Origin of the sequence: Weissella diestrammenae (assembly GCF_014397255.1) — a bacterium.
Taxonomy (GTDB): domain Bacteria; phylum Bacillota; class Bacilli; order Lactobacillales; family Lactobacillaceae; genus Weissella; species Weissella diestrammenae.
Map to the genome: position 1 here is coordinate 87,837 of NZ_CP060724.1, position 12,381 is coordinate 100,217.

Sequence of the window (12,381 nt, forward strand, 5' to 3'; positions counted from 1 at the left end):
AGTGCTTTTATTCCAAGTTATTCATCACCTCTGCGAGCAGTTCTAGCAGTAAAATGTTCAACTATCACTTCATTTAAATACGGATTATACATATTCTCCATCGTTAATTGATAAGTAAACCCCTGCTTTTCCTGTGCTCTTTTTGATTGCTGATTACCATCTTTATAGCCACACCAAATCTTAGACAAATTAAGGGTTTCAAATCCATAACGAACTACTGCTTCAATTGCCTCTGGTGTTAATCCTTGCCCCCAATACGACTCTCCAATCCAATAACTAATTTCAGCTTCTCCAGGTTTCATAAATGATTTACCATTACCATCATCAACGAGTTCCAAGCCGATTAATCCGATAACATGATCAACATTTTCTTTCAAAGTCATAGCAAAAATATGCGGACTCATAAAATAGTTTTCAATATTATCTCTCGATTCTGCTACACTTTTATGCACCGGCCAACCAGCAATCGGGCCAACTTTTGGATTCTTAGCATATTCAAAGACAGCTAGTGCATCGCTCAATTTAAAATTTCTCAGAATCATTCGTTCTGTTTGTAATACCATTGTTGTTATAATCCTTCTTTCTCACATTCTTTGACTAATGCCTAATATATTAATGTGATACTCAAATAAATAAAAAAAGAGATGGGTCCCCATCTCCTATCATGTCAGTATATGGCAGCAGATTTATAGACTTTTATTTTAAGTAAGCATCACAAAAAGAACATAAAAAACATTGCCTTTTCATTCGTCAATTTAGTTTTATCTAAAAAGCGTACTTAAAATAAAATTCCTCCTTTTTCTATCTGCTTATTTTCAGTCTACATGGTATAGCAATGGATTTCAATACAATATTATTTCATTACATATTCTGCCCACATAATGTCATCCATCTTAAACGCCTTTTTGCCGATATAAACCCAATCATCATTTTGCCCCGATACAAAACCAGTAATGATACTAGCATTAAATCCTTCCTCGTTACGATTACGTTCTTGTATGCTCACTGCCATAAAATTGACATACGCATATGCCAACACGCGACTGATTTCTTCGATAGTCATCTCAGGCATTGCAACTTGATTAGCTTGAGCCTTTCTTTTTGATGTGTCGTCCGCTACGTCCTCAGTATGATCAGACAAGTAATATCCCTGCCATTTAACCATGCCTCGGTCATGATAGTCATTCTCAAAGAAACGTGCCATTTTCTTTAATACATCGTCTGCCATCGCTATTTTTACCATGCCACTAAGAGTCTTGTCGTGCATAAGTCAGATACATCATATCTCCCACAGCTCGACTATTCGTTAATTTCAATGTTTTATTCCGATTTTTAGTCAGTTTTTCAAACAATTTCGTCCCGTTGCCCAGCATCATTGGAATAATCGTGATTTGATACTCATCAATTAAATCTTTTTCAATTAGCGGCGTAATAATTGATGTACCACCAATTAGCCAAATATCTTGCCCATCTTGTACTTTTAGCTGACGTACACAATCTACGACTGAACCATTTATAAAGACAACATTTTTGCGTGCTTCCGCTGGTCGATTAGTAAAGACATAATTTTTCATGTTTTCATAATAGTAATCATCGTTATGCTCTACCATAAATTCATTAATGATTTGATCATATGTTGTTCGTCCCAACAAAACCGTATCGATTCTATTTAATAATGCTTGATAGCTTTCATCTTCAGCAACGATATCTTGTTCCCCATAAGCCGTGAGCCAATCAATCGCCCCGTGTTCATCTGCAATATAACCATCAAGACTTGTTGCAATATAGAGAATCACTTTTCTTGTCATCTATTTATTCCTTTTTCTGTTTTATGTTTCATAGGACTACACGCAATGTTATTTATCACACTCATCGTCCATACGCATTACCGCCATTGTGTCCGCCTACTAATCCTACACGATTGATCATCGTTCCACCCTCAATCATCGATGATGATTTAACAATTGATGTCACCCCAAATTTAGCCCGAATAGCATCTATTGTTTTCTCGATGTTGGACTCTTCTTCCAGTACCTTTGGTGCAACAAACAAATCCATTTGTTCTGCCCCAGCATCGATTAGTTTACCTGCAGAAACGCCTATATGACGAATAGCTTGGCCTGCATAATGTTCATCAAATATACGCCACAAAGCAGCTACGATTGGTTTTGACTTATCCGTATGTTCAATACTTAATTGCGCACTAAAGCCACCTTGGTGCGCATTTTCTGAACTAGCGTACGAAAACCCTATCTGTAATGAAATGACACCAGCTTGTTTATTTTTGGCTCTTAGACGGGATGAGATTTGTTCACCAATTTCGCGAATGACGTTCTTAACCTCAATTGATTGATAATAATCTCTGGGTAGTACTTGGCTATTTGAAATATTACCTTCTTTTACTTCATATCGATGCGAAACAATACTACGGTCGACACCCCAGGCTAAGGCTGACAATTCAGCGCCCCTCACACCTAATTTATCAATCAATCGATAAGGATCATACATTGCTAAATCATACATATTTGTAATACCATATTGTTTTAATTTTTTAGCTGTTTGGCGACCAATACTCCAAACCTCACTAAAATCAGATACTGGCCACAACTTCTCAGGTATTGTTTCATAATGCCATTCACCAATCAAACTATGCGCGTGCTTTGCTTCAATATCGAGTGCCATTTTTGCCATCGCAACCGAATCGCCAATACCGACCGTGAGATATAATCCTAATTCTTTTTTCATCTTTAATTGAATCGTTCTGGCCAACTTCTTCATCGTCAAATCTTTACCATATTGTTGTCGCAAATATTCCCACGTTGGTGTGATATCCAATATTGATTCATCAATTGAATACAAGTGCAAATCTTCTTCTGACACAAATTGCCGATAAATATTGTTAACTTGCTTATTTACCGCAATATATCGATTCATACGTGGATTAACGATAATCAATCGTGGGTCTTTTGGCACATCACGTTGACGCATCACATTCCTAACGCCCAATTCTTTCTTTGCCCTAGGAGAAGCTGCTAATACCAAGCCACCGTTCGTATTTTCTTGTTGACTCATCACAACAAGTATTGATTTCAAAGGATTAAGTCCTAAATCGACACTTTCGACACTGGCATAAAAGCTTTTTGAATCAATCAACATGATCTTTCGCCGTGGTTCTTTGGCGGTGACCTCTTCAGCTTTCATTTCAATCTCCTTTTATACAAAATTAAGTTTAACCTAATCTGTTACAAATTATATACCAGAATCGCAACTAAAAAAAGGTCTTAATTTTAAGACCTTTACCTGATATATTAAAATTTCATTTGACCACAGATTTAAAGAAACAATTCAAAACCGATCGTTTCTAGATCTCCGTGAGGATCTTCGATTGTGATAGTTCCTTTCTCTTCAAAATTTAAGTTGCTCAACAGGCCTCTCATCTTAAAATTCAGAGCATGTTTATCAACTCGAATATTTCTGATACCTTCATTCGCAATTAGTGTGATAGCTGAATAAAATACCATTCTTGCAAGCCCTTGTCCCGAAGAATTAAAGGTAATAGCTAACCGATGAATCGTTGCATACTTACCAGGACGCCAATGGTTCACCAATAAGCGATAGATGGTTTGGTTCTGATGTAAATTGAATGGCAATGATACCAGCAATTTCGTCGTCAATCATGATTGTATAACGTTGATCATCGTAAATCATTCCTAATATTTGCTCCATCAGGATATCCATCTTGCCATTATGGCACACCGTCATTTTTAAGAGAAAATTGGGCATCATAAATAATATCCATAATCCTATCGATATTTTTAATTGACGCCTTTTTTAAATATACTAAACCATTTATATCTCCTTGGCTTTTATTCAGTAGCTTAAAGAATAAGTTATCAGTAAAGTCCAAGTCAATTACTATTACTATTTCTTACTACTGATGTGAATCAAATATTTTTGAAAATGGTGAATCACCTGAATTTGCAACATGTGTAAGAAAAATTTTAAGCGCCCCTTGTGTGGTTAGTCCTTGATGTTTAAAAACCTCATCTGCTTTTTCTCTTACATCATCATCAACGCGCAATTGAATTAACTTCTCTGTCATTTTTTTATCCTTTGGAAAAATATTTATCTTACTCTACGACAACCTTAGCTTTATCTAAGCACTCACTAAACATGTCATTCGACAATCGCATAAACTTGTTACTCTTCCACTATTCACATGACGAACTAGCTGTTATTACAATCAATCGAACATTTTTAATATCTACAAATACCAATCTCATAATTCCATTTCCAAAAAAATTTCATTCAAATACGACTGCATTGATTTGCAAAGTTATCTAAATTCTTATCCCCATATCATGCCTCGATTGCGGATTGATATCTTTCACTGAAAATACAATCAAATTGATATTTACTGCATTTATATATTAAATATACTTGTCATTTTAGGGTACCAATTAGCAAAAATCAACATTCATTTGTCAGCCCAATATAACCCGTTTATTTTTACTGTTATCAAGCGAATATATGCCACTTACATGTGTATTTTTAGCATATAAAAATCATCATATTTAAATATGATTTAGTCTTTTATCACTGCTTTTGCATTTCTCCATAAAAACTTAGCGTTTAACACGTCATAACTTTACTTTCAGTCATACTAATCATAAATGAAATCTTATTGAATCATTCCTAATACAGTTTGCCTTTATAACTCAGTTATTCTTCTACCTGTATTCTCTACCTGTCTGTTTTCAAATCTCTTCCTTGTAAAATTGTTCAAAAATTAATTATTACTATATAATTAATCATGTGTTTTAATTTAAAAAAATAAATTTTATATTAAATATGAATTTTAATTATCATTAAAACGATATTTTGGGGCATGCCAATCCAACACAATCTTTTACTTCTATTTGCATGCAGCTTTGGAAAGTGTAACTATCGCTAATGATAAAGTTGTAGCCTTTGAAATTCGATCAAGGCATCAATTTTTCAAGTAAGGCATTAATTCTTTTTATAAGTGCCAACTTTCAACAAGTCATTCTATACCGTTTTGTTTGAGCTGTAAGCTTCGAAAAAAACTTCATACAATAAATTTGCGTATGCTTTTTTTCTAAGTAGTCTAATGCTTCTATACTCCTCATTAACAACAGTTGAGTTTGTATAGCTTATTTCACTAACTATCTTTGAACACGATAACACCACTTTGGTAAAAAAAGAATCCTTAAATTTCTGGCCTTACGATACTACCCTTGCAACCGATGATAAGCATGAATTATACACTGCTATCGCACACATTAAGGCACCCTCTAAAATCAAGCTTAATGCCTTTACAATCCGTCAAAGCAAAACTGCTGTCATTATAAAATCTTTCCCATTCTTTCGCAGTACATACGTCCAATATATGATTGACGTTAAAAGCTAGAAGGAAAATAATTATGAAAAAAAACGTGAATAGGCTTGGAAACATTCAAGATAAACGGCACGTTCAAACAAAACGCTTCTTGTTAAAAAATGTTTGGTTCTGGATTGGAATCGTCATAGTTGCCATTGTCATCAGCGTTTCGATATTTAATAGCGATTATGTTAAAAATAGAATGCGAGAGAATCGCATCGAAAATGCACCAACAGAATATAAAAGTGCTGTGGAACGTGCAAAGTTATATGCGACGGTTACTTTTCTGTCAAAAAAAGGAATCTATAATCAATTAACTTCAGATTCAGGAAAACAATATAGTTCAAAAGCCAGTCAGTTTGCAATCGACAATATTGATGTTGATTATAAAAAAAATGCTTTAAAACGAGCTAAAACAATTAAATCAGAATCACCATCTTTCACAAATAAAAAGATTCGGTTTGAACTAAAAACCTACTATGCATTTACAAACGACGAAATAAACTTTGCAATCAGTAATCTGTCAAAAAAATAAAAGACATCTCCTGCTATTTTGCAGGATACATATATAAATTCGAATCAATTAAAAAACAATTTACACATTTTCAAATCAATGCTGAACAATTAAGAAAAAATCAGATAGGAATAAATTAAAAAATCAAATGATTGGTATTTTGTTTGCGCTTCTTTTGGATACAATTCTAAGAAAACACTGCGAAAAAAATGTCATTCTTTATGATTATTTTGTATATTCTTTTTTGAATTGATTCTTCACACTATGTTATAACTTACTCATTATTCCATTCAAGAAGTTAAATATGAATCTCAACCAAACACATTTTTTCGTAATTTCCATCGCTGTGTTCAATATAATGTTTTATAATAGCCAACTCAAAGTGGCTAACAAGTTCAATAAATGTTGTGCCAATAAAAACTAACCATATATTCCAAACTTTAAATCACAAGATGACTTGTTTAAACACTGTAACAGCCAAGCACATAGTCTAGATTTTAAAGATAAAAATAAATATAAATATAAGCGCCCACTTCCAGCGTTATGAAATTCTGAATTTTATCAAAAACTACTATTCTGCAGCAATGACATAATCAGGCTCTCAGACAATAGCAAAATTTTTCTACTCAATTGATTGCAAAAAATTCAACTTTCCTTTTCATGATTCATTTTACAATTTTTTTTGCGAACCTACTTCTCTATGCATGGTTCAATTCAAAGAATAGCAAACATAAAAACATCTTATGCCGGCTTCTCCATGGTTAAAGGACAGAATTAACACCTTTCAAAGAAATTTTAATCACCCAACACAATGTAAATGCAAAAAGCACGTCACCTTAAGAAATAGATGACGTGCTTTTCATGTTTACTTTATTAATATAGAAGGCAGACCGGATCTGCCCACTTATAACTTTGCTTAGTCGTAAAAGCATACTCTATAGTACTTAAATAATTGTAGAAATACTTTCATTATACAGACATCATATCAAATGGTATTTTTAAATTCTTCAACAGGCCTTCGATATTATCTTTTGTAACTTTTTGAAGCTGATCATTCAAAATATTTATCTCCATAATTAGTTTCACTACAAAATCTTTCTTTCCCGATATACCAATGAACTTGCCATTTTGCGTAATAACGTTAATACCATCACAAGTTGCTTCGTTGATATTTCCCATAAGCTCCATTAAATCATTTACTGTCTCAACAATAACAGTTATATTTTTAATATTAGGCTGGTTAACTGCTTTTGTAATAACAAAATGTTCATAACTACTATCTGTCTGGTCCGTATAGTTTTCAAAAATAACATTCGGTAATTTTTTAGGATCAACTACGGTTTGACTGCCACAATAAAACCACTTAGTATTCACTTGATCCTTTTCCCTTAACATGACATTCGGTGCATTAACAGAAATTCTCATTTCATTGGAAACTGTCACGTCAAAGAAATTATATGCTTGAAAACGTTCCATTTCATTAAACCATAAGTGAGATTCGCGATCAGTGATCTCAATTTTTTCAACTGTTCTTACGATTTCACCATCCGCTGACAAAAAGTGCAATACATCATTTTCTATTTTCCATGCAACTTCCTCAGTTTTAAATCCGACACCTTCAAAAAAATCAAACGTACCATCTGGATTAAAAGTTCCTCCCCATCTGGCAATTTTATCTCCAGACTGCAGAGCGATAGATGTCCAGTAAGAAGTTCCTGATCTTTTCTGAAAAATCCAGTATTTGTTCTTTAATAAATCATACATGCTCATTAATTTCATACCTCAAATAATTATTTATGTTTAAACCAAGAAACGAAATCTTCCGATCCTTGATCAAATAAAGTAGTTACTAATCTTCCATGTATTGCCCGGCCTGAGAAAAATTTATACACAACAAAATTAAACAATGCCATTTCTAAAGACCCAAAGCTTTTGTCATGTCGTATGTCTTGTAAAATATAGCTGCACATTATCTCTAAAAATTCGAGAACGATATTATATCCACCAACAATGACACCTGGATTTAATAACTGTAAATAACTATATTTTTCATTAAATGCCTTAATTTCATCATTCGTTTTTTCAAATTTTACAATACTGGATGATAAATCTGCTTGTTCATCTCCCACGTACAAAACATCATCTTTCATTTCAAAAAAAGGTGCTTTTTTCATAATAACATCGGTTGCATCAACAAGCGCAACTTTATCAAATTCAGGGTGCTTGTACAAATATTGAAGTGTCATTACCCATCTGATAAAGTACATACTATTTGCTGCAATAACATCTGGTATTTTTTCAACCACAAGCTCTAACCCAGGAATATCAATATTTACATTCTCATCGTTAGTTATCAATACAACCCGTGACCCTCTTGCAACTGAAGAAATAACCATCTTTTTTATATTTGTTACTACACCATCTGAAAGTGTAGCCACCGAATTAGAACGTTGAGCATCATGTAAATTAATTAAATACTGAGCTATAACTACATTATTATTCATTTATACACCCTTTTATTTTTCATTTTAAAATAAGAATATATTACTTAAGTATTATATGCAACCATTTTAAAAATAGATAACGTATTGTTTTTTTAACTACAAGTTAATATTTTGAAATATTCACCAATTTAATACTCTGCTTAATGATGTGCTTTATTTTTCTACGATAAACATGCAAAACTCTATCTCAACTGAAAATCAATCAAATTTTAGATAAAAAAATGTCAAAATCTTCATCTCAATTTTCTCGGTGTTTAATTCTGCCAAGCCTACTTTTACATTTATTAACTTACAAAAGCAGCATTATCACCAAAGTACATCACTCTTACTATCAAGACTATCTAGTTTATTGCTTGTCTTTAAAATCATTTGCAGCTTGTTCTCGAATTTTTTTCAAATATATTAGTAAATCGTCGCTTTCTTCTTTCACTATCCCGTTTCCAAAATAACGGACAAAATACGAAAATGTAATCGATAGTAAAACGGACTCACCCATAATTCTTACAGATTTTGGAATTAATGTCCGTTGACCATATTTAGTTTTAACGCTTAGGTTATGTGTACCTTGTGATGCGACTTTATAAAAAAGAGGGTAAAGTTTTGTAAACCAATCATCACGAAAATCTTGTCTAACCTGTTTATCAATTAGCTCTACTACCCTAACGAAGGAACGATTTAAAAATACTTGATACCATGTATTTTTGTTAATCATCGGTATTTTATTAGCAATTTCCTCAACAATATCTTTAATTGTTCTCAATATTCGGTCATTATCTGGAAAACATGCTCTGAATGCTGCATTTGCTTCTTCAAATGAAATCAAACTAGATTTATCTATCGTGCCGTCTTTAATTTTTATTAATTCATAAATTTTTTTAATTTCAAAAAATTTAACAGCCTCATGACTATCAAAACCATCTAAATTAAGGACCATAAAACCTATCGATGATTCATATGCCATCCGATCAATTCCGTCTAGTGCATAATCGTTTCCAATAGCCAGTAAAATATTAACGGCTTCAATCTGATATATAACATTTAAAAAGAAATCGTAATAAAACGTATCAATATTTCTCTGTTCGCTATTATCATACATTTTCTGCGATATTTGTTTTAAATCTTTGAATATTTGCTGTGGTATTACTTCATACTGCATTATTCTTCCCTAATATCAGTTTCCTTCCATCTATACAACGTCCCTTCTGCCTTCGCAGAAGACTTCTTGTTAAATTTTCATCAAAACTATTTCTAACTACTAAGATAAAAACGCAAAATACAAAATATAATTTTAGATAATTTTCTTCTCTAATTTCGGATTCCAATTAGAAAACCAATGAACTAAACATAATTCATACAAGGACAAATATTGAAATATATTTACATTATTGTCAATTCATCATGCCTTCACATTCATTTTTTTATACAGTTCATACAAATATATGAATTTAAAGGAGAATGTGGGATTCGAACCCACGCGCCGGTTTCCCGACCTGACGGTTTTCAAGACCGTTCCCTTCAGCCAGACTTGGGTAATTCTCCAAATAACAATATTTATTGTAGCATGTCATATTTATACATTCAAATACTTATTTGTTAGCCTAACAATTGGTCATAATACATTTTATGTATATACATGCCTTTTAGAAATCTTTTAATTGATGATTATTTTTCCTTTTTACCAATTTAATAACTGAAGCTAAATATTTATTTAAATAAATATCTTTCTTAACTTCATAGACAATTCAGTAATTATTCTCAGATTATCGACTCAATCTATTAGTTCAAAATATTTACAAATTTACCACATAAAAATTAATGTTTTCTACATGCATATCGAATACACTGAGTATTGTGAACAACGATTAATAAAAAATCAACAATAACTGATTCGTTTTATTGCAATTAAACGACTGAGGTTTAATTATATAATTGTATTTAAATATTTATTTTAGTTTCATGTTTATAACCTTAATAAAATTTTTCATCTTTTAGTTAAGCCACCCTATTAATATTATTTTTCAATTCAATAATAATCTATTTCATTTTTCCCCTAATAACCAATTGATAGCATTGTAATTTGCTTTTGCAGGTCTCAAGCGACATTCATATTCTTAATTGTGCAAAATTTTTATTTTTATAATATACTTATGTATGCGTTTTGTTTTAAAACGCAACAATAGGTATTATATGGAGTATTTATATCATGAATAAGAAATTCACTACAACTATTTTTGCGCTCAGCATTTTTCAATCACTCTACATGCTATTTGGTTTCTTCAACGGTGTCGCCCTGACTACTTTGAATACAGCATGGATCAATATTTATTCATTCCAAACTTTTTCTGGTGTGATGTACTGGTCAATTCTTAGTATGTTGAGTATTGTTATCTTCACGCTAATTCTTTACTTAATGATTCAAAAGGCCTATCCTGCACAGAAAAACATCGGTCTCATTCTGGGCATGATTGGTTCTTTAGCACCAATCATCTTCTCTTTCTTCTTGATTGTACCAGCAACTTTCATGATTCTAGCGGCAATCTTCATGAAATTATTACTTAGTGAAGCATAATTACAATCTTTGAAAATCTCGACTAAAGTTTAACTTTTCTCGAGATTTTTTTATTTTATGAGACGAGAAATGATTACTCATTCATCATCAATATATGGCATTACATCCAATTTAACGACACTAATTGTTCTGTAATCATAGCAATCAATTCCTATGTCACTACACATGATTTCAGTAACATAACAAAAAAGCACCAGCATGCAATATTTCTTGCGTGCTGGTGCTTTTAGTACAATTTATCATCATAGTTGACAATCTTTTGATAATCTATAACTAAATTTCTCCAAACGTCAGAAACAATAGTGCTTGGATAAATTTAGTTTATTCAAGGAGAATGTGGGATTCGAACCCACGCGCCGGTTTCCCGACCTGACGGTTTTCAAGACCGTTCCCTTCAGCCAGACTTGGGTAATTCTCCAAATAACAATACTTATTGTAGCATGTCATATTGGCGCATTCAATTATCACTTTGTTAGCCTAACAATTTACCCAAGTTTCTGATTCGTTCGCTCAACCAGCTACTATCAGTGACAAATATCATTTAGAATTTTTTTATTATCATCGACACACACACTGTTAACGTTTCTAATATATATCAGTACAACTGTTTTAAAAATGATAATACGACGCGATTATACTCATCTGGTTGTTCTAAATGCGGTATATGTCCAACTGAATTAAAAGTATACATTTCAGCGGTAGCACGTTGATGTAACGCTACTGCATCCTGTAAATGACGCACTGGATATAGTGGTGATGCATCACCGGCAAGAAAGAAATGTGGTACCCGTTCTATTCTTAAACTATCTCGCCAGTCTTGCACAATGCCATCAATTAATAATGGTCGATTTAAGGCGAAATCGAATGGTTGATAATGGCTCGTTATGACTTGCTTAAGTTCTGGTTGAATTGGTTGATGAATTAAGCGTTGTTTTGGAAAATCATCCGCAATCTGATCAATGGACCTAAAAGATGAATCAGCAATTCCTGACTGCCATGTGGCATCGTTTAACATTTTTGGTGGTTGATCCTCAGTAACAACTGCCAAAACATTGCCTGTATCAAATAATGACATATATTCACCAATGACCATCGCTCCCATTGAATGTCCAATCAGAACAAACTTTTTTAAATTGAGATGTCGAATCAACAACTGTAAATCCATTGTTAAACGGGAAATTTTTAAGCCATAATCAACAATTTGACTCTCCCCATGATTACGGAATTCAAACCGAATAACACGATAACCTGCCGCAACAAAAGTTGGTATCTGAGCTGCCCAAGTCGCAATATTACTTGTATAGCCGCCAACAAACACAATGGGTATTCCCGTTTGTCCACTCACCTGATAATGTAGCTTGACACCATCATTGGTTTGAAAAAAAGACATTCG

At 32.7% G+C, this 12,381-nt stretch carries 12 protein-coding genes and 2 tRNA genes; 2 read left to right on the forward strand and 12 right to left on the reverse strand.

Annotated elements, in window-relative coordinates:
- Positions 1 to 17: 17 nt before the first annotated feature.
- The 6 genes from H9L19_RS00405 to H9L19_RS00430 form a co-directional block, all read right to left on the reverse strand.
- Positions 18 to 563 (reverse strand): GNAT family N-acetyltransferase, encoded by a 546-nt coding sequence (locus H9L19_RS00405; RefSeq protein WP_187529236.1) that lies wholly within the window; start codon positions 561 to 563, stop codon positions 18 to 20.
- 290 nt (positions 564 to 853) lie between these two features.
- Positions 854 to 1,267, reverse strand: a complete 414-nt coding sequence (locus H9L19_RS00410; RefSeq protein ID WP_187529237.1) for a hypothetical protein — start codon at positions 1,265 to 1,267, stop codon at positions 854 to 856.
- Positions 1,248 to 1,808: a dihydrofolate reductase family protein gene (locus H9L19_RS00415; protein WP_187529238.1), complete on the reverse strand. Its 561-nt coding sequence runs from the start codon at positions 1,806 to 1,808 to the stop codon at positions 1,248 to 1,250. The genes H9L19_RS00410 and H9L19_RS00415 overlap by 20 nt, the downstream gene beginning before the upstream one ends.
- Before the next feature lie 61 nt (positions 1,809 to 1,869).
- Positions 1,870 to 3,201 (reverse strand): Y-family DNA polymerase, encoded by a 1,332-nt coding sequence (locus H9L19_RS00420; RefSeq protein WP_187529239.1) that lies wholly within the window; start codon positions 3,199 to 3,201, stop codon positions 1,870 to 1,872.
- A 381-nt stretch (positions 3,202 to 3,582) separates the two neighbouring features.
- Entirely contained in the window at positions 3,583 to 3,726 is a 144-nt protein-coding gene (locus H9L19_RS00425; protein ID WP_187529240.1) for a hypothetical protein, read from the reverse strand.
- A gap of 205 nt (positions 3,727 to 3,931) precedes the next feature.
- Positions 3,932 to 4,102: a type II toxin-antitoxin system RelB/DinJ family antitoxin gene (locus H9L19_RS00430; protein ID WP_187529241.1), complete on the reverse strand. Its 171-nt coding sequence runs from the start codon at positions 4,100 to 4,102 to the stop codon at positions 3,932 to 3,934.
- Positions 4,103 to 5,444: 1,342 nt separating this feature from the next.
- On the opposite strand from H9L19_RS00430, the gene H9L19_RS00435 reads away from it, so the two are divergent.
- Positions 5,445 to 5,936: an Ltp family lipoprotein gene (locus tag H9L19_RS00435; RefSeq protein WP_187529242.1), complete on the forward strand. Its 492-nt coding sequence runs from the start codon at positions 5,445 to 5,447 to the stop codon at positions 5,934 to 5,936.
- Between the two features lie 948 nt (positions 5,937 to 6,884).
- On the opposite strand, the gene H9L19_RS00440 is transcribed toward H9L19_RS00435, so the two are convergent.
- The 4 genes from H9L19_RS00440 to H9L19_RS00455 form a co-directional block, all read right to left on the reverse strand.
- A complete protein-coding gene (locus H9L19_RS00440; protein ID WP_187529243.1) occupies positions 6,885 to 7,679 on the reverse strand; it encodes a hypothetical protein in 795 nt (264 codons plus the stop codon).
- A gap of 26 nt (positions 7,680 to 7,705) precedes the next feature.
- Positions 7,706 to 8,419 carry a hypothetical protein gene (locus H9L19_RS00445; protein ID WP_187529244.1) on the reverse strand — a complete coding sequence of 238 codons (714 nt, stop codon included), beginning with the start codon at positions 8,417 to 8,419 and terminating at the stop codon, positions 7,706 to 7,708.
- A 346-nt stretch (positions 8,420 to 8,765) separates the two neighbouring features.
- Positions 8,766 to 9,575, reverse strand: coding sequence for a DUF5677 domain-containing protein (locus H9L19_RS00450; protein WP_187529245.1), 810 nt, complete (start codon positions 9,573 to 9,575; stop codon positions 8,766 to 8,768).
- A 293-nt stretch (positions 9,576 to 9,868) separates the two neighbouring features.
- Positions 9,869 to 9,958, reverse strand: a tRNA-Ser gene (locus H9L19_RS00455).
- A gap of 664 nt (positions 9,959 to 10,622) precedes the next feature.
- Between H9L19_RS00455 and H9L19_RS00460 the strand changes: the two genes are divergently transcribed.
- Positions 10,623 to 10,988, forward strand: coding sequence for a hypothetical protein (locus tag H9L19_RS00460; protein WP_187529246.1), 366 nt, complete (start codon positions 10,623 to 10,625; stop codon positions 10,986 to 10,988).
- A 328-nt stretch (positions 10,989 to 11,316) separates the two neighbouring features.
- Here H9L19_RS00460 and H9L19_RS00465 read toward each other — a convergent pair.
- Positions 11,317 to 11,406 (reverse strand) — tRNA-Ser (locus H9L19_RS00465).
- Between the two features lie 177 nt (positions 11,407 to 11,583).
- Positions 11,584 to 12,378, reverse strand: a complete 795-nt coding sequence (locus tag H9L19_RS00470) for an alpha/beta fold hydrolase (protein WP_187529247.1) — start codon at positions 12,376 to 12,378, stop codon at positions 11,584 to 11,586.
- Between the last annotated feature and the right edge of the window lie 3 nt (positions 12,379 to 12,381).